The 16,938-nt window shown below is 60.5% G+C and carries 17 protein-coding genes and 1 pseudogene; 6 read left to right on the forward strand and 12 right to left on the reverse strand.

Annotated elements, in window-relative coordinates; translation table 11 throughout:
* Nucleotides 1-11: 11 nt before the first annotated feature.
* The 6 genes and pseudogenes from P0D84_RS49050 to P0D84_RS09805 all read right to left on the reverse strand — a co-directional run.
* A pseudogene (locus P0D84_RS49050) lies at nucleotides 12-830 on the reverse strand (AprA-related methyltransferase); the annotation flags it as partial.
* A gap of 135 nt (nucleotides 831-965) precedes the next feature.
* Complete coding sequence (locus tag P0D84_RS09785) at nucleotides 966-1,124, reverse strand: hypothetical protein (RefSeq protein WP_162826291.1); 159 nt, start codon at nucleotides 1,122-1,124, stop codon at nucleotides 966-968.
* Between the two features lie 116 nt (nucleotides 1,125-1,240).
* Nucleotides 1,241-1,552 carry a hypothetical protein gene (locus P0D84_RS09790; RefSeq protein ID WP_096509064.1) on the reverse strand — a complete coding sequence of 104 codons (312 nt, stop codon included), beginning with the start codon at nucleotides 1,550-1,552 and terminating at the stop codon, nucleotides 1,241-1,243.
* Nucleotides 1,549-2,382: an IS21-like element helper ATPase IstB gene (istB, locus tag P0D84_RS09795; RefSeq protein WP_115531504.1), complete on the reverse strand. Its 834-nt coding sequence runs from the start codon at nucleotides 2,380-2,382 to the stop codon at nucleotides 1,549-1,551. Before istB ends, P0D84_RS09790 begins: the two co-directional genes overlap by 4 nt.
* Nucleotides 2,379-3,890 (reverse strand): IS21 family transposase, encoded by a 1,512-nt coding sequence (istA, locus tag P0D84_RS09800; RefSeq protein ID WP_459252211.1) that lies wholly within the window; start codon nucleotides 3,888-3,890, stop codon nucleotides 2,379-2,381. The genes istB and istA overlap by 4 nt, the downstream gene beginning before the upstream one ends.
* 171 nt (nucleotides 3,891-4,061) lie before the next feature.
* Nucleotides 4,062-4,679: a hypothetical protein gene (locus P0D84_RS09805; RefSeq protein ID WP_408335452.1), complete on the reverse strand. Its 618-nt coding sequence runs from the start codon at nucleotides 4,677-4,679 to the stop codon at nucleotides 4,062-4,064.
* Between the two features lie 1,228 nt (nucleotides 4,680-5,907).
* On the opposite strand from P0D84_RS09805, the gene fabV reads away from it, so the two are divergent.
* Nucleotides 5,908-7,104, forward strand: a complete 1,197-nt coding sequence (gene fabV, locus P0D84_RS09810; RefSeq protein WP_408335455.1) for an enoyl-ACP reductase FabV — start codon at nucleotides 5,908-5,910, stop codon at nucleotides 7,102-7,104.
* Between the two features lie 127 nt (nucleotides 7,105-7,231).
* Here the strand turns inward: fabV and P0D84_RS09815 are convergent, their stop codons facing one another.
* Entirely contained in the window at nucleotides 7,232-7,876 is a 645-nt protein-coding gene (locus P0D84_RS09815) for a TetR/AcrR family transcriptional regulator (RefSeq protein ID WP_408335458.1), read from the reverse strand.
* Nucleotides 7,877-7,975: 99 nt separating this feature from the next.
* Between P0D84_RS09815 and P0D84_RS09820 the strand changes: the two genes are divergently transcribed.
* Nucleotides 7,976-8,335 carry a darcynin family protein gene (locus P0D84_RS09820; protein ID WP_408335461.1) on the forward strand — a complete coding sequence of 120 codons (360 nt, stop codon included), beginning with the start codon at nucleotides 7,976-7,978 and terminating at the stop codon, nucleotides 8,333-8,335.
* A gap of 178 nt (nucleotides 8,336-8,513) precedes the next feature.
* Nucleotides 8,514-8,894: a hypothetical protein gene (locus tag P0D84_RS09825; protein ID WP_408335464.1), complete on the forward strand. Its 381-nt coding sequence runs from the start codon at nucleotides 8,514-8,516 to the stop codon at nucleotides 8,892-8,894.
* A gap of 75 nt (nucleotides 8,895-8,969) precedes the next feature.
* Here P0D84_RS09825 and P0D84_RS09830 read toward each other — a convergent pair whose 3' ends face one another.
* The 3 genes from P0D84_RS09830 to P0D84_RS09840 form a co-directional block, all read right to left on the reverse strand.
* A complete protein-coding gene (locus P0D84_RS09830) occupies nucleotides 8,970-9,314 on the reverse strand; it encodes a hypothetical protein (protein ID WP_408335467.1) in 345 nt (114 codons plus the stop codon).
* Between the two features lie 205 nt (nucleotides 9,315-9,519).
* Complete coding sequence (locus P0D84_RS09835) at nucleotides 9,520-10,143, reverse strand: glutathione S-transferase family protein (RefSeq protein ID WP_408335470.1); 624 nt, start codon at nucleotides 10,141-10,143, stop codon at nucleotides 9,520-9,522.
* Between the two features lie 158 nt (nucleotides 10,144-10,301).
* On the reverse strand, nucleotides 10,302-11,333 hold the full coding sequence (locus P0D84_RS09840; protein WP_408335473.1) for a histone deacetylase family protein: 1,032 nt from the start codon (nucleotides 11,331-11,333) through the stop codon (nucleotides 10,302-10,304).
* 672 nt (nucleotides 11,334-12,005) lie between these two features.
* Between P0D84_RS09840 and tam the strand changes: the two genes are divergently transcribed.
* Together tam and P0D84_RS09850 are read left to right on the forward strand one after the other, a co-directional pair.
* On the forward strand, nucleotides 12,006-12,782 hold the full coding sequence (tam, locus tag P0D84_RS09845) for a trans-aconitate 2-methyltransferase (RefSeq protein WP_408335476.1): 777 nt from the start codon (nucleotides 12,006-12,008) through the stop codon (nucleotides 12,780-12,782).
* Nucleotides 12,783-12,944: 162 nt separating this feature from the next.
* On the forward strand, nucleotides 12,945-13,310 hold the full coding sequence (locus tag P0D84_RS09850; RefSeq protein ID WP_408335479.1) for a hypothetical protein: 366 nt from the start codon (nucleotides 12,945-12,947) through the stop codon (nucleotides 13,308-13,310).
* A 105-nt stretch (nucleotides 13,311-13,415) separates the two neighbouring features.
* Here the strand turns inward: P0D84_RS09850 and P0D84_RS09855 are convergent, their stop codons facing one another.
* Complete coding sequence (locus tag P0D84_RS09855) at nucleotides 13,416-13,679, reverse strand: hypothetical protein (RefSeq protein WP_408335482.1); 264 nt, start codon at nucleotides 13,677-13,679, stop codon at nucleotides 13,416-13,418.
* 426 nt (nucleotides 13,680-14,105) lie between these two features.
* Between P0D84_RS09855 and P0D84_RS09860 the strand changes: the two genes are divergently transcribed.
* Nucleotides 14,106-15,080: a LysR substrate-binding domain-containing protein gene (locus tag P0D84_RS09860; RefSeq protein WP_408339754.1), complete on the forward strand. Its 975-nt coding sequence runs from the start codon at nucleotides 14,106-14,108 to the stop codon at nucleotides 15,078-15,080.
* Nucleotides 15,081-15,198: 118 nt separating this feature from the next.
* Here the strand turns inward: P0D84_RS09860 and P0D84_RS09865 are convergent, their stop codons facing one another.
* Nucleotides 15,199-16,860, reverse strand: coding sequence for a GMC family oxidoreductase (locus P0D84_RS09865; protein ID WP_408335485.1), 1,662 nt, complete (start codon nucleotides 16,858-16,860; stop codon nucleotides 15,199-15,201).
* Nucleotides 16,861-16,938: the final 78 nt, after the last annotated feature.

Below are 16,938 nucleotides of genomic sequence, written 5' to 3' on the forward strand. Positions count from 1 at the left end.
GATACTCGTTCTGGGTATAGCCCCGCTTCGGCCGCAGCCATCAAAAACACAGGAGCCTCAAACAGGTGCTGCCGTGACATACCGTGGTAAGCATCAAAGTGGAGGGCACCGGTTCGACTCCCCAGCCTGCGCACTATTTGCGGACTCAGGCAGTGCACTTCAAGCATTGCCAACCCATACTGCGACGTCACCTCTCGCCAGCGTTCCAGATGCTCCACCAGGCTCTGCAACGCGGATGCCGGCTCGATACTCTTGCCATCCTGGTCCACGTACACGCCTGTGAAGGGAAAATTGCCCCTTTGCACCACTGCCTCTTCGTCTAGCGGAGAGCGTAGGTCTCTGTCATGGTCCAGAAAGGAACGGATATGCAAAATCTTCTCTGGGTCCGTTATCCCGCGATCGTTCAAGGATTCGATGAATCCGTGCGGATCGCCGATATCGCCCACCACGAGGAAGTGGGGCAGGCCCGCCAGAGTTCGAGAGGCCACCTCCAGCGCACGTTCGTTGAAATCCGCACCAATCAACAACAACGGATGACTCTCCAACGCCTTCCCGCGCTTTGTTCTCGTTTGGATCACGTCGTAGATCTGGCGCAGCAACGTCCCGTCGCCGCACCCCATGTCGGCGATATAACGTGGCTGCGCATCGAGTGCCTCTCGATCAAACAGATCCACGATAAGATCGCTGAACGCCTCGAAATACCAACGATGCTGAAAGCCGCTGCACGTCACGTTCAGTTGGCGATCGATATGGCGCTCGTGCCCTTCCGCATCCCGACCGAACACCTCTACGGCATGTCCAAATAGCAACTCTTCCGTGCGTGCCAACATTGGCTGATAGGACACCACAGTCCCGAGCGCCGCTCCGTTGTGGCGCGACAATCTGGATGAGAGACGCGCGACAATCAGGATGAGAATGTCGCGGCGGGGTTGATGATGCCGATGTTGATTGGCGCTGACAAGCGTTTATTGATTGACGCGCAGTTTTTGATTGACGCTGGCGCGCGTGTGCCGCGCGACAATCAGGATGAGAACGGCGCCCGAGCCGGTGAGGACGATTGCGTAATGCGTGGCGATGGCCTGGAGCACACGCTTTACGCTGTCGCGTTTGATCTCGATGAGCATCGTGGAATGTCGCCGGCGTCCAATGCCGCCAAGCCGTCGCCGGGCAGAGCCTGCAGCGCAACGCGTTACGCTGCAGGCATTCTGTGCCGCGCGACAATCAGGATGAGAACAGCGCGTCAGTCGGTGAGATCGATTGCGTAACGCGTGACGATGGCCTGGAGCACACGCCTTACGCAGTGGCGTTTGCTCTCAATGAGCCTTGTCGAAGTGTCGCTGTTATCCAATGCCGCCAAGCCTTCGCCGAGCAGGGCCAGCATCGTAACGCGTGACGCGCAGGCTTCCTCACCAATGGCGTCTATAACGGCCCGTTTGCGGCGTAAGCGGTATGCGCGTTGCCGTTGTGCGGCCGTGCGTGCGATGGGCTTCGTCGTCGAACTGTCGGATGTATCGTCACGCGTTACGAGCTGCAGATGTGCGTTGTGCTTCATTGCTGATCCTCCGGGCGCGGCGGCACGCCGACGTTGTTTGGTGTCGCGATACTGGCCGGGCGTCCCGGTCCCTGCTGCTTGCGCTCGAGGGCGGTACGCCTACGGTAGCTTTCGACGTTCAGTTCAAAGATCGTGGAGTGATGGACCAGCCGGTCGACGGCGGCTACCGTCATGGCCCGGTCGGGGAAGATACGGTCCCATTCGCCAAATGGTTGATTTGCAGTTAGCAAAAGAGAGCGGTGCTCATACCTGGCGCTGATGAGCTCGAACAGCACCGACGTCTCGGCCTGATCCTTGCTGACGTATGCAAAGTCGTCCAGAATAAGGAGATCGAATCGATCCAGCCGGTTGATGGCGGACTCCAGCGACAGCTCGCGGCGTGCGACCTGCAACCGCTGCACGAGATCGGTGGTACGGGCGAACAGGACCTTCCAGCCGTTCTCCAGCAGGCTCAGTCCAATGGCCGACGACAAGTGCGACTTGCCGCCTCCGGACGGCCCCAGAAGAATCAGGTTGGCGCCGTTGCGCAGCCAGCCGTCGCCAGCGCAAAGCGCCGAGACGTGCGCTCTCGACACCATCGGCACCGCGTCGAAATCGAAGTTCTCCAGCGTCTTGCCCGGCAGCAGCCTGGCGTCCCTGAGGTGACGTTCGATGCGACGTCGATCGCGCTCGGCGATCTCGTGTTCGGCCAGCGCCATGAGCAGGCGCGCCGCGGGCCAGCCTTCCGTGTCGGAACGCTCGGCAAAGCTCGACCAGATCTGCTTGATGGCGGGCAGCCGCAAATCGTTGAGCAGCAGCGACAGGCGGGTGGCGTCGAATTCGTGATTCATGCTGCCACCTCCATTTGCAGGCCAAGCAGGGCCTCGTAGTCGCGCAACGAAGGCAGCTGGACGTTCACCTGCGGCAGGCTCGCGGGTTTCGCTTCGAAACGGGAACTCAGCGCGTGCAGATCGGGCAGTTGCCCGTCGGCCAGGCACTGCTCGAGTGCCTGCGCCAGTTGTGCCTCGCAGTTGCGCTCGTGGGCCAGGCTGAGCAGTTCAACCATGGTCTTGCATGCCGCACGCTCAGGCAGTTGCTCGCACAGGCGTTCGAAGGTCAATCGATAGGCCTCACGCGGAAAGACCTGATCGCGGTAGACCAGGTTGAGCAGCGCCATGGGCTTGCGGCGCAGCGCGTGGATGATGTGCCGGTAGTTGACGATGTGGCCGTGCTTGCCACTGGGACCCGGACGGCCGCGCTGCAGCGTCATCAGGGCGGTGCTGCCCAGGAACAGTTCCAGCCGGTCGTCATACAGCCGCACGCGCAGTCGATGACCGATCAGCCGGGACGGGACGGTATAGAACACCTTGCGCAGGACAAAGCCGCCGGTGGAGCTGACGTACACACGCGTTTGCTCGTAGTCCGTCGTGCGCTGCGGCGGCAGTGGCTGAAGCTGCGGGCGCTCGGCCTCAATGCGCTTGCCATTGCGCGCGTTGATGCGACAGACGTGCTCGTCGATGAAGCGGCGATAGGTATCGAGGTCGTCGAAGTCTTTACTGCCGCGCAAAAGCAACGCATCACGCACCGCGTTCTTGAGGTGGCCGTGAGGGCTCTCGATGGAGCCGTTCTCATGGGCAACGCCGCGGTTGTTGCGCGTAGGCTGCATTCCGTAGTGAGCACAGAGCGCTTCGTAACGCGTGGTGAGATCGTCGCGCGCTTCGCGTTCGAGATTGCGGAACGCCGCCGACAGGCTGTCGCTGCGGTGCTCGCGCGGTGCGCCACCGAGCACCCACAACGCGTTCTGCAGCCCTTCGGCCAGCGCGACATAGCTCTCGCCGCCGAGGATGACGTGAGCGTGCTCAAAGCCCGAGCAGGCCAGCCGGAAATGATACAGACGGTGGTCCAGCGCGACACCCGCCACGGTGACGCCCAGGCTGTCCATCTCGGTGAAGTCGGACAATCCGAGGCGACCGGGCTCGTGCACCTGGCGGAACATGACGTCACGCTCCTCGCCATGGAGTGCCCGCCAGTCGCGAATACGCCGCTCGAGCGTGCGACGCACGTTGCCCGGGAGGTCTGGATGGCGCCGAAGCATCTCGTCCAGTACGGCCACGGGCCGGATGCCGGGAGCGGACTGGAGCAGCGGGACGATCTCGGCGTCAAAGATTGCTGCCAGGGGATCAGCACGGCGACGCGTGCGTGGCGCCTTCTTCTTCGATGGCGGTCTTGGGTCCTGTTCGATGCGATAGGCAGTGGCGGCGCTGAACCCGGCGCGTGCGCCTGCCCTGGTCGGTTGTTCCTTGCTTCTGTACTTCATATAGAGCCTCATCTGGTGGTCGTTGACGTGACGCCCGGGCACCGTAGCCTCCCGTGAAATGGAAGGTTCCTTCATACCCGATCCACCGCGACCACCGACAAGGCTCCCCGACGACGGGGGGACTGTTCGGCGCGGCGTGGCGGCAGCGGTTTCCGGGCTACGCCCTCCACCGCTGCCGCCACGCCAGTTCTCATCCTGATTGACGCGCTGTTCTCATCTTGATTGACGCGCGATAGCTCCGTTCTTGAGCAAGTACTGACCGGCACCGTTCAGCTTGAAATCTGAACCCTCCACACTCCCCCAGCCTCGCGCTTCGAAATAACGGCGCAGCATCGCCTGAGAAGCGGGCGAAACCTCCGGATGTGTCTTCGCTTCCAATACCGCCGCGCCTCCTGAGCGATCGATCTGTACCAGCAACGGGGACAGTAACGCTCCAGTCAACAATCCGGCCATAGGCTCCCCCACGTCGCCCCAATTGCTCATGGAACGTTCCAACCATTTCCGCAATGCCACGCTCGCCGGATCCTGGAATACAGCACTAGTCGACAAATGCATCAACTCGCCAATGTCAGCGGGCAACCGCGATGCCGATTTCACTGCAGACATCGCCCGGTAGGTATCCCTCCCTACCGGTTCCACCCAGTCCAACTCCAGTAACAACCGCATGGCGACTCGCAGTTGTCCGTCATTTGCGCGGGTTGCTAAGGCCAATTGCTCCATTGTCAGAGCCGCATGACCATCCAGAATCTCAAACAGGGAGTGCCGACGACAGGCCTCGATTACGGGCGTTGCCACGAATCCATCTGCAAAACCATTAATCAGACCGAGCACGAGACACTCCTTAAATTTTCAAAAAATGGCCACTCAGCGACTCGCATCACATCATCTCGACGATATGGCGTCGCGGTAGCTCAGCTATTCTCACCACGACTAAAAAGCGGCGTATCTTTCTGTCCCGAACGGTACATGGCTCAATAAACAATATGTACTGCACAACATCGTAGCTACCGATAATTGCTGTTTGTAGAAAAACGGAATTTCAATTCCTGTCTGAGGGCATTCTCGATCGGAACGGTCGTGGGATTGCGAACTCCCTGGAGTCAAACGTGTTTAGAAGCTCGCGCTGAAAATCGCGGTTAGCTCTGATTTAGTTGTTCCAGTGTAGTGCCCGATCGGATGGCACGGCGCGTGTCTTTGAGTCGCAAGGAGACATATGCATGAACTGTGACAACCGGTTTAATCCGCCATACCTTGTTTGCGCAGTTTTAATGAGGAGCTCGCCTGGCCGGCGCCATCCTGGGTGTTTTTGAGGGCGTCGATTCAGACTCAGTGCAATCACAGAAGCTTGCGCTGCGCGAGCGCTGCAAAGCCAGGGCGGATTCAACCGGTCAATGCAACACCCAGCGTTTCCGCCAGTGCAATCTCGCTTAAGGTTCGGTCCTCGAGCTTCATTGCAACGATTGCCGCGCTCCTCGGCTCAGAGCATCGATCTTGCCGCGCGACGAGACCTGAATCCGCCAACGCGCCAGCACCGCATTCCATTCGAAGCGGGGATGCCCCACCAATGAGTGTAGCGACACATCGCCCCCACCGTCCCCAAACGAAGCCCCTGGTTTTCCAGGCAGACTCATCCGCGACGCACGCAGTGCGGAGTGGGCGCTGATGAGCCCTTTGTCACTCACGCCAAATGTGCGAGAACACGGATTCCAGATGCACCACTACCGCGACTGTGCGGGGGACCCGCTTATGCGCTGGCGGTGTGAGCCGCTTTCTTTGCTTATCTTTCTTTGCGGCGGCAAAGAAAGTAAGTGCCGCCCCGCACAGGGGCAACGCTAATAGACCACCAACAAATCAAGGAAAGGCCAAAAACCGTAGGCAACCATCCAACAAGCACCACGAAGGCAAACACCCAGAAGCACCGCGCGGGCAAACAAATCAAGCCCCCCAACGCCATAGGCAACCAAGTCCCCCAACCGCCGCAGGCATCCCCAAAAAAAACCGCCGAACAGGCCCAAACCCAACCCCACTATAATGTCGGCATTCCGACAAGAGGTGCTTCATGATCATCAAACCGCGCGTGCGTGGCTTCATCTGTGTATCGACCCATCCGACCGGCTGCGAAGCCAACGTCAAGGAACAAATCGAATACGTCAAGGCACGCGGTCCCATCGCCAACGGCCCGAAGAAGGTGCTCGTGATCGGCGCATCCACGGGCTACGGCCTCGCCGCGCGCATCAGCGCGGCATTCGGCGCCGACGCCGCCACTCTCGGCGTGTTCTTCGAACGCCCCGGCAGCGAAACCAAAGCAGGCACCGCAGGCTGGTACAACACCGCCGCGTTCGAAAAATTCGCCACGGAAAAAGGCCTCTACGCGACCAGCATCAACGGCGACGCCTTCTCCGACGAAGTCAAGCAACGCACCATCGAGGTCATCAAGCGCGATCTCGGTCAGGTCGACCTCGTCGTCTACAGTCTCGCGGCGCCCAAGCGCACGCACCCGAAAACCGGCGAAGTGTTCAACTCGACCCTGAAGCCGATCGGCAAGGCCGTCAACCTGCGCGGCATCGACACCGACAAGGAAGTCGTCAAGGAAACGGTCCTCGAACCCGCCACGCAAGCTGAAATCGACAACACCGTCGCGGTGATGGGCGGCGAAGACTGGCAAATGTGGATCGACGCCCTGCTCGAAGCGGGCGTGCTCGCCGACGGCGCGAAGACAACCGCCTTCACCTATCTCGGCGAACAGATCACGCGCGACATCTACTGGAACGGTTCGATCGGCGCGGCCAAGAAAGATCTCGACCAGAAGGTGCTCGGGATCCGCGAGAAACTCGCGGCCAAAGGCGGCGATGCGCGCGTCTCGGTGCTCAAGGCGGTCGTCACGCAAGCGAGCTCCGCGATCCCGATGATGCCGCTGTACCTGTCGCTGCTCTTCAAGGTGATGAAGGAAAAATGCACGCACGAAGGCTGTATCGAACAGGTCTACGGGCTCTACAAAGACAGCCTGTACGGCGCCACGCCGCAGCTCGACGAAGAAGGCCGTCTGCGCGCCGACTACAAGGAACTCGATCCCGAGGTGCAAGGCCGCGTCCAGGAACTCTGGAGCCAGGTGACCAACGACAATATCTACGAACTCACTGACTTCAGCGGCTACAAGACCGACTTCCTGCGCCTCTTCGGATTCGAGATCGCCGGCGTGGACTACGAAGCCGACGTCAATCCGGACGTGCAGATTCCCAGGCTCGTGCAACTTTGATGTTTGCACACGGGGCTCTGCGGCCCCGTACGCCGGTCCAATTCCGACCATGTTGAGTTAGCCGGGCCACACGGGCCGGTCCGGTTCGGTCATTGTTGCGTTAGCGAGCCCCGCAGGCTCGCGCCCGCTACAAGGAGTCGCCGCGCTCTGTCCCCCGCCGCGACAGCGCCACGTAGCCATCTACAGCGCGCATCACCCGCACTTCCAGCGCCGCGGCGTCGCGTTCCTCGCGCTCGCCCGCCGCGTCGACCATGCCGTGCACGATCGCCAGCAAATCGTGCGCGACAAGATGCGCATCTTCCAGATCGGGCGCTTCGGGCTTGCCGGTCAGCGCCGCCACAAGCGCCGCATGAATCGTGTCGGCAACCCGCCGATCACGCTCGCCGAGCGGCAATCTACGTTCCTCGAAATCGATGATGCGCGCCAGCACCGGCCTGCGCATCTGATGCGCTACCGCCGCGCGCACCATCGCCAGCACGCAGCCACGCGAATGCTCCACCAACGTTGCCGATTCGATGTCCGCCATCAGTTGCGCGGTTTCCCGTTCGATCAACGCGACCGTCAACGCGTCGCGATTCGGAAAGTATTGATAGAACGAACCGATACTGACGCCGGCTCGCTCGGCGACCGCGTTGGTGGTGTACGCAGCAAGGCCATGCGTCTCCAGAATGCGAGCCGCCGCTTCGAGCACGGCTTCGACGGTTTGTACCGAACGCCGCTGAACCGGCGCTTTACGGGGTTTCAGGCGTTGCGCTGCAGTCGATCTGGACATGGCCGAAATGCGAGTTTTGAATGTGAGCGATCGCTCGTATTCTAAACCTGTTTCGCGAAACCTCAGCGACCGCTCAGCCATCGACTGGAATCCAACGACATGACTTCATCTGTGAAAGAAACCGTATTGACCGTATTCATGCTTGTCAAAACAACGCCCGAATGGCTCGGCTTTTCTATCGACGAACGTTTTCGCCTGCTGCGCGAACATATCGAGCCGATCCTCGAGACGCATGCCGATGAGGTCAGCCTGCGTTTCTACGACGTCGAGTTCTATTCGGCGCGGGTGACGGACATCTGGGTGTGGGACGCGACGAGCCATCACGCGTACCAACTGCTGGTTGAAGCGTTGCGTGAGACGCCGTTCTGGGACCGCTTCTTCGAAATCGTCGAGATTCTGCCTGGTGTGGAAAACGCCTTTGCGAGGAACGACAAGCGGGATGCGCTTGCGACGTCGTGACTGGCACGGTGTCGTGAATGGACGAGCCGGCGCGTTTCAGTTGAATCGGCGCCGGTCTGTACGTTATGCCACACATCGATCCATGCGAGCGGTGTAGCGTCGGCCAGCGGACAGTGGCCCATTTCCTTCCAAAATGCCGTCCGAAAGCCAGTCGTTGCCAATAACGCGGAGACACTCGATGAAATCCCTGCTCGTTCTTGCCGTCATGATGCTGCCGGCTCTCGCTGCGATGGCGCAGACCACCGGTTCAACGGCATTCCCCGCCGATGCCGCGGCGGCATCGGCCTCCGACATTCAGCAACGGCTCGCCGGCAAGACCTTCAACATCAAACTGGCTGACGGGAGCCTCTGGCACGTCCAATACAGCACCGACGGCGCATTCGACTTCAGCACCAACAAAGGCTTCACGGACAAGGGCGAATGGAAAGCGGAAGACGGCAAGGTGTGCAGTAAAGGCCGCAAGATCGGCAGCTCCTGCAATGAAATCCGCATCAAGGGCGACGCGATCTTTCTGAAGCGCGATAACGGCGAGGTGGTCGAGTTCGTCGAGCAGCATTGAGCCGCATCGAACCGCCGGGCTGCCGACGGCGGTCGCGAGACAGCGTCGGCAAGAAGTCGTCCCGGTGCTCCAGGATCAGCAGGGAAACGCCGCCTGCAGCGTGCGCAGAATAGCGAGGCCGACCGGAAAGTCGTCCGAGATGCCCGGATGGTTGGTGAAAAACTGATCGAGCAACGGATAGACGTTCTGATTGCCGATCGCCAGGTTTTCCGGCGGGCAGAACAGCGGCGGACGCTTCTTCGACACCAGATCCCCGTTCGCCCACCCCAGCGCGTTGATCGTGCCGGTAATGTAAGCCGCGTAGACCGAGTTGTTGTCGGTATGAGCCCAGAGCTTGTATTGCGAGGCCGTCATCTCGGCGCTTGCATTGAGCGTGAAACCGGCCGTAAGCAAAGCCAGTGCAAATTTTGATACCCGCATCTTTGAACCTTCAATCTGTGTCGCAAAAGCGGCCATTGTAGGTGAGTCGGATCATTGTGCGCACAAACGCCCGGTGCTCAGATTTTTTAAATATTTTGTAAGCATCAAGAATACAGTTTGAAAGAATTTCGGTCGAATGAAGCCCGCACCACCGGAGCCGCCACCATGACCTTATAGCGTGACGAATGCAGCACGAATGCGCTGTTCACGGCGTGCCGTTGCGGCAGTACGCCTGGTAGCCCGGGCGCGCGGCAAGACGCTCCATGTAGGCCGTCAGCGCTTGAAAATCGGTATGTCGCAAAGGCGTCTCGAGCCAACGGTTGATCGACAGCGCGATCGGAATGTCCGCGAGCGAAAACTTTGGTCCAGCGATGAAGGCACCGGTTGCCTCCAGTTGCCTGTCGACGATCGCAATATGCTTTGCCCAGTTCGCGCACGACAGCTCGATCTGCTGTCGGTCCTGATGAGCCGGCGAGCGCCGGACCAGCGCAAGAAACGCGTAACTCCATGCCCGGTTCATCTCGCTCGCCTGCCAGTCGATCCATTGATCGCACTTCGCGCGCTCGCAAGGATCGCCCGGATAGAGAAACTCGCCGTCATAGCGGCCAGCCAGATAGCGGATGATCGAATTGGATTCCCACAGCACGAACTCACCGTCCCTGATCACCGGAACCATCGCGTTGGGATTCAACGCGACGAACTCAGGCGCGTCGGTCGTCTTGAATCCGGAACCCCAATCTTCCCGTTCAAATGGCAGGTTGAGTTCGGCACATGCCCACAGTACTTTGCGGACGTTGATGGATGAGGCTTTACCTAGTATCTGGAGCATGGGATCGTGGCCGCTCTTCAGTCGCTGTAGATAATTTCACCGGGAATCCGGCTACGAATCGTAGGGTATCGATGGTTCGAGCAAGCGGACAGATACAGTTTTAGTCCTCCGAATTGGGCCAGCTCGCCGAACTGGAGATAGCGTTCAGGGATGGCGCCTCACACCGATTCAAACCCCGTCAGCACATTCACCGCGTTGACACCGATCGCCGCGACCGCGTAGCCGCCCTCCATCACGAACAGCGTTGGTCTTCCCAATCGACCGATCGCCTCGCCGATGCGCGGATAGTCGTCGCTGCGCAGCTTGAACTGCGAAATCGGGTCTTCTTCGAAAGTATCGACACCGAGCGACACCACCAACGCATCCGGCGCGTAGTCAGCAACGCGCGCGCAAGCCGCGTCGAGCGCCACCGTATAGTCCGCCCACGCCGTACCCGGCTTTAACGGGAAGTTCGCGTTATAGCCGAGGCCGGCACCCGTGCCGGTTTCGTCAGCGTGGCCGAGAAAGAACGGATATTCGGTGCGCGGGTCGCCATGCAGCGACGCGAACAGGACGTCCGGACGATGATAGAAAATACTCTGCGTGCCGTTGCCGTGGTGATAGTCGACATCCAGAATCGCCACGCGTTTCGCGCCCGCATCGAGCAATGACTGCGCCGCCACCGCCGCGTTGTTGATATAGCAGTAGCCGCCCATATAGTCCGCCGCCGCGTGGTGCCCAGGCGGCCGGCACAACGCGAATGCGCCGCGCGCGCCGTCGCTCAAGTGGCGTGCGCCGGTCAACGCGACGTTCACCGCATCGCGCACGGCCGTCCAGGTGCCCGAGGTGATCGGCACGCCCGCATCCATCGCGTAGTAGCCCAGCTTGCCGTCGATATCTTCCGGCACGCGGTCCTGGCGCATACCGCGTACCGGCCACACGAGCGGCAGCGCGTCGTGCTTGCGGCCGAGTGCGCTCCATTCCTCCCAGGCGCTGCCAAGAAACGCGATGAAGCCCTTGTCGTGAATCCGATGCACCGGATCGAGTCCGAATGAGGCGGGCGCGATCACTTCGCCGAGCCGCGTTTCGCGCACCCGTTCCAGGATGAAATCGGCGCGGCTCGGCATCTCGAAGCAAGGCTTCATTTCGCCGTCGATCAATTCAGCGTGGCCATGGTGCAGCCGGTGCCGATCGCTATACACAGTCAACATGGATTGTCTCCTCGGGATGCCGCTGCTCGAAACCGCTGCGATGCTCAAATTCGCCCCGTGGGTACGGAGCACGCCAGCGCTTGTCGCGAGGGTGCCATAGCCTGGCATAAATTTGATCAAATTTCCCCAAAAGCCGATTCCGTGCGAGGATTTGATCAAATCTCGTCGAACCTGCTGGCAATGAACGCGATCCGCGCAACGCTCGACTGGAACATATCGTGCACTTATACCTGCTCAATCGTACCTGCTCAATTGCGGCGTGCTGATCACCCCGTTCACACCATGATCCTGGTGTACCCCGACACGTCGGCGGCGCATGTCGACAGACTTATTTCCGCGTTCGATACCTGCGTTGCCGAACTGACTGGAGCGTTTTCGGATTGACGCTGGTCGAGCCCGGACAGCGCTAAAATGTCGGTCTTTTTGCGGTCTTTCTGCAATTTTTTGCGGCCCCCGCATCGAGCTTTATGAAAACTTCGCGCCATCACACGCTGCAGGCCCAGACCTACGAAACACTGCGGCAATGGCTGACGATCGGGCGTTTCGTGCCGAGAGAACGCAGCGTGACGCGACCGGCGTGCGATGCGCGATCAGGCCGGATCTGACCTCGCGGCAAGCGGTTTGTGATCTCAGCGCCCGTAGGGACTGGCAGTCAAGACAAAGGAACGTGACATGACTTCATCGACGAATTGGAATGCAAAACAGTACGTGCTGTTCGAAAGCGAGCGCACGCGTCCGGTCAGGGATCTGCTGGCGGCGGTTCCGGCAACCGAAGTGCGTACGGCGGTGGACCTCGGCTGCGGTCCCGGCAATTCCACCGAAGCGCTGGCGGCGCGCCTGCCGGGGGCAACGGTCAGCGGCCTGGACAGTTCCGCCGACATGATCGAGGCGGCCCGTAAGCGGCTGCCGCAATTCCAGTTCGACGTGAGCGACATTACGACGTGGGCCCCCACGGCGTCTTACGACCTGATCCTCGCCAATGCCGTGTTGCAGTGGGTGCCTGATCACGAGCAGGTGTTTGCGTCGCTCGTGAACAAACTTGCGCCGGGCGGCAATCTCGCCGTGCAAATGCCGGACAACCTCGATGAACCCGCGCACCGTCTGCTGCGCGAAATCGCGTCGGACGGGCCGTGGGCGGACAAGCTGAAGGGCGTGGAACGCACCATGCGCCACGGCGCCGACTGGTACTACACGCGGCTCGTGCCGCTGTGCGCGCGGGTCGACGTGTGGCGCACCATCTACTATCACCCGCTGGCGGGCGGCGCGGACGCAGTGGTCGAATGGTTCAAGGGCAGCGCACTGAGACCCTTCCTGGACGCGCTCGACGACAGTGAGAAAGCGCCCTTCCTGCAACGCTACCGGGATGTGGTCGCGCGAGCTTATCCGGCTCTCGCCGACGGCACCGTGCTGCTGCCGTTCCCGCGGCTGTTTATCGTCGCGACGCGCTAGCGGAACCGCGCCGCTGCGGCTTGCTGCGTGGCGTGTGTGGTGCGGAGCGCATAGGGTGAGTCAGCAATTGCCGCTCGCGAATTCTGCGTGATATTGTGTAACGGAAGCGGGGGGCGGCCTGCCGCCCTCATTGGAACGCAAATTACAGCAGCGAGCGTCGCCATGAGTGATGTACGCCATCATCTGAGTCCACGGGACCGTTTGGAGCTGTTGTGCTGGCTCACATGCGGCTGCCTTGGCGCTTATTATCTGAACGAGGACTGGCCTGACGCGACGTTTCACGTGCAGGCCGCCCATAAATGGCTCGACCGCCGGTCGCGGGAGGCAGACTGGTTGAGTATCGCCAGGTTGTCGGCAACCGCGCTGGAGATCGCGCGGCGGCACGCGAAGTTTGTCGATGCCGATTGGGCGCGCGACGCCGTCGAGGAAATTCTCGATACGGACGAACTTGACCCTCAGGCGCGGCTGGTAAAGCAGGTGCTGGCGGATTGCCAGAGCGCGCTGGCCGACAAGCGGTTGGCGGATTAACGTCTTTTCCGCGTTGCACGTTGCGGGTTCGCCGGGCGGCGCCGGCTCTCGATCTCCGCGTCGGTCTCTCTGCGTCGATCTGATTGCCAACGCCGCGCAGGCGGATCAAAAATTGTGCCGCACGCCGACGATCACGGCGAGTTGCTTATCCGTATCCGAATTGACGATATTCGGAATCTGCGCCAGATTTTCCGTCTGCCCCGTCGACGGATTGATCCCCAACCCCACGCCGGAAGATTTCTGGCCGATCGCCACCGCATAGACCGCCGTCCGCTTCGACAAGCTGGACACCGCGCCGTTACCGCTCAGAAAGCTGTTCTCCAAGGTGAAGTTCACCGTGGTGCCGCCGCCGATGTCGTCAGTGCTCATCAAGCCCCAACGCGACGGCACCGGATTGCCGCCCGCCAACTGGTCATTCGCATGACCGTTGGCGCTGCTGTCGGCAAGCGTCGTCTGCTGATTGGCGTCGGGAATTGGACGCGAACACGGGAAGGCGATTATCGATACTTATACCGAGAGCAAGTCTGTTTGCATTGCCTATTGATAGCGTTCCCGTCAGCGCCTTACAGCGGTACGTTTCCTTGATATGCCAGTGGCTCTCACCACGCGCAACCAGAATGCCTGACCTGTTGGACCCAGAGTAACCGGTCCCCTTCGGTAGCAAACTGCCACCATCGAAGGGGATCTTTGCGTATCAGCGCCGGTCCAGGGTTGATCACTGACCCGAGTAAAATACCAGGCCCCCGCGACACCGCGCGTGAGCCTACCTTTGGGTGATCAATCTTGAAACGCAAAATGCCCGCGCTGAACGCGCTAAAAGCCTTCGAAGTCGCTGGCCGCACGGGCAGCTTCACCCGCGCCGCGGAGCTGCTGAACGTCACGCAAAGCGCGGTCAGCCGGCAAGTCCGGCAACTCGAAGCGCAACTCGGTGAGACGCTGCTGCAGCGTCATCATCACCACCTCGAACTCTCGGCCGCAGGCCGCGTCCTCCTGCAAGCGCTGCAACAGTCATTCGACCGCATTGAAATGACGGTCCGCAGCCTGCAGGAAAAAACCCACCGTAATCGCCTGCGCATCAACGCCCCACCCACTTTCACGAGCCGCTGGCTGATGCCGCGTCTAGGGCGTCTGCGTGAAGCGCATCCACATCTCGAACTCAGCCTGTCCACGCGTGTCGACGACAAGCTCGCCGAATCCGGCGTGCTCGATTGCGCGATCCGTTTCGGCAACGGTGAGTGGGAAGGTTTCGACAACCGTCTGCTAATGAATGAGCGACATATCGCCGTTTGCGCACCCGCGTTGCTCGCGCGCGAGGCCGGCGGCGCGGACATCGATCTGAATCAGTTCACGCTGCTGCACGTGCTCGCGAGCGCCGATCAGCGTTATCTGACCTGGCAGCACTGGCTGAAGGCGGCCGGCATCAAAAACGTCGATACCCGCGGCGGCTACGAATTCGATCTGCTCGATCACGCGATCCGCGCCGCTATTGATGGCCTTGGCGTGACCATCGCCGATCGTCACATGATCGGGCGTGAGCTGGCGGAGGGCCAGTTGGTGCAAGTGCTGAATGTGCATGTCGACGGCCATCAGTCGTACTGGCTCGTCACGCGTGCGGAACAGGACGAGTTGCCACACGTCGCGCTGTTTCGCGACTGGCTGCACCAGGAAATCTGGCTGACCGAACGTGCAGTCGATTCGTCGAAGTCCGCACAGTTGGGCGAAGCCGGACGATACGGGCGAAATTCGCCTGAGTTCCAGGTGTCCGAGTGACGCATGGTTCCATTTGAATCACGTCAGAGCCGTCCTGCGTGACGCAAAAAAACGCGCCGATTGCATCGCGCCAGCGCGTTTTTTCTGCCTATACCTTCTACCTACAACTCTCCGCCCGTCAGACAATGTCAGCCAGCGCCACCGCTTCCTGTTCAAAGGCAGCTTCGGCAACGGCGTCCTCGAGAATCATCTCGGCGCCCTTCTCCGCCACCATCATCGTAGGCGCATTGATATTGCCGGAGGTGATGTTCGGGAAGATCGACGCATCGACCACGCGCAAGCCCGCAATGCCGTGCACTCGCAAACGCGCATCCACCACCGAGGTGCGCGGATCGTCACCCATCGCGCACGAGCCGCACAAGTGATAGATCGAACCCGATTGTTCGCGGAAATACTGCAGGAAGCCTTCACGCGTATTCACGTGCGGCCCCGGCGAAATCTCCTCAATCGTAATCTCTTTCAATGCCGGCGATGCCATCACCTTGCGCACCAGTTCACAACCCTGGATCACTTCGTCGATATCCTTCTCCGTAGTCAACGCGTTGATGCGGATTTTCGCAGCGTCTTCCGCACGGTTCGACGCAATCTCGATCGATCCGCGGCTCGTCGGCCGGCACGGATTGAATGCGAGCAGAAAGCCCGAATACGGTTCGGGTTCGAGATTCGCCTTGTTGCTCTTCGGAATCCGGTATGACAGCGGATTGAAGTACAACTGCAGATTCGGCTGCACTTCCCGATCATTGCCCCTGAAGAACCCACCCGACTGATTCACGCTCATCGCGAGCGGCCCCTTGCGCGTCAGCAGATACTGCAGGCCGAGCTTGAGCTTGCCGAGCAACGGTCGCAGCTCGTCGTTCAGCGTCTTCACGTTCGCGCGATAGTAGAAGCTCACGCACAGATGATCCTGCAGATTCTGCCCGACAGCGGGCAGTTCCTTGACCATCGCGATGCGATGCTTCGTCAGCAACGCGCTATCGCCCACGCCCGAGAGTTGCAGCAGTTTCGGCGAATCGACCGCGCCCGCCGACAAAATCACCTCCCGGTTTGCCATGAACTGCCGCGCCGCGCCGTTCTGCGTCACGCTCACGCCAATTGCCCGTTGGTTGCCGTCGAATAGAACGCGGCTTGCCAGCACGTCGCGCTCCACCGTGAGGTTCTCGCGCGTCAGCACTGGATGCAGATACTCGAAGCTGCTCGACGAGCGCTGTCCGTTGCGCGTATTCACATCGTAGATGCCCGCGCCTTCGAATTGCGCGCCATTGAAGTCGTCGCTACGCTGGTAGCCGGCCTGGTCGCAGCCCTTCAGAAATATGCGGCAGATCGGATGCACTGCGTCCTTCATCGGCGAGATACGGATCGGGCCGTCCGCACCGTGATATTCCGTGTTGCCGAGCGGATGCGACTCGAGCTTGCGGAAATACGGCAGCACGTCGCGAAACGCCCACCCCTTGTTGCCCGCTCTAGCCCAGTCGTCGAAATCATGCGGCTGGCCGCGCACGTAGATCATCGCGTTGATCGAACCGGAGCCGCCCTGCACCTTGCCGCGCGGACAATAGACCGGCCGGTTGCCGAGTTCCTTTTCAGGCTCGCTGTAGTACATCCAGTTGTAGGTTTCGTTGTAGTACGTCCTGGTGAAACCGACCGGAATCCTGAACCAGAACGAGCTGTCCTTGCCACCCGCTTCGAGCAGCAGCACCGAATGTTGGCCCGACGCCGAAAGGCGATTGGCGAGAATGCAGCCCGCCGAACCCGCACCGACGATGATGTAATCGTAGTTCATGCTTTATGTCGCCCGACGGCGCCCAATCCATTGAATGCGTGAAACAGGTTGAAACTCGCAGCTTGAAACCCACGACTT

It is taken from the genome of Paraburkholderia sp. RL17-337-BIB-A (assembly GCF_046025895.1).
Classification (GTDB): domain Bacteria; phylum Pseudomonadota; class Gammaproteobacteria; order Burkholderiales; family Burkholderiaceae; genus Paraburkholderia; species Paraburkholderia fungorum_C.

Coding starts and splice junctions, on each gene's coding strand:
- P0D84_RS09830 (WP_408335467.1), bottom strand. CDS start 9,314: ATGCGGGTATCAAAATTTGCACTGGCTTTGCTTACGGCCGGTTTCACG.
- P0D84_RS09850 (WP_408335479.1), top strand. CDS start 12,945: ATGAGTGATGTACGCCATCATCTGAGTCCACGGGACCGTTTGGAGCTG.
- P0D84_RS09840 (WP_408335473.1), bottom strand. CDS start 11,333: ATGTTGACTGTGTATAGCGATCGGCACCGGCTGCACCATGGCCACGCT.
- P0D84_RS09855 (WP_408335482.1), bottom strand. CDS start 13,679: ATGAGCACTGACGACATCGGCGGCGGCACCACGGTGAACTTCACCTTG.
- fabV (WP_408335455.1), top strand. CDS start 5,908: ATGATCATCAAACCGCGCGTGCGTGGCTTCATCTGTGTATCGACCCAT.
- P0D84_RS09815 (WP_408335458.1), bottom strand. CDS start 7,876: ATGTCCAGATCGACTGCAGCGCAACGCCTGAAACCCCGTAAAGCGCCG.
- P0D84_RS09790 (WP_096509064.1), bottom strand. CDS start 1,552: ATGAAGCACAACGCACATCTGCAGCTCGTAACGCGTGACGATACATCC.
- P0D84_RS09785 (WP_162826291.1), bottom strand. CDS start 1,124: ATGCTCATCGAGATCAAACGCGACAGCGTAAAGCGTGTGCTCCAGGCC.
- P0D84_RS09835 (WP_408335470.1), bottom strand. CDS start 10,143: ATGCTCCAGATACTAGGTAAAGCCTCATCCATCAACGTCCGCAAAGTA.
- P0D84_RS09825 (WP_408335464.1), top strand. CDS start 8,514: ATGAAATCCCTGCTCGTTCTTGCCGTCATGATGCTGCCGGCTCTCGCT.
- P0D84_RS09860 (WP_408339754.1), top strand. CDS start 14,106: ATGCCCGCGCTGAACGCGCTAAAAGCCTTCGAAGTCGCTGGCCGCACG.
- P0D84_RS09820 (WP_408335461.1), top strand. CDS start 7,976: ATGACTTCATCTGTGAAAGAAACCGTATTGACCGTATTCATGCTTGTC.
- P0D84_RS09865 (WP_408335485.1), bottom strand. CDS start 16,860: ATGAACTACGATTACATCATCGTCGGTGCGGGTTCGGCGGGCTGCATT.
- istB (WP_115531504.1), bottom strand. CDS start 2,382: ATGAATCACGAATTCGACGCCACCCGCCTGTCGCTGCTGCTCAACGAT.
- tam (WP_408335476.1), top strand. CDS start 12,006: ATGACTTCATCGACGAATTGGAATGCAAAACAGTACGTGCTGTTCGAA.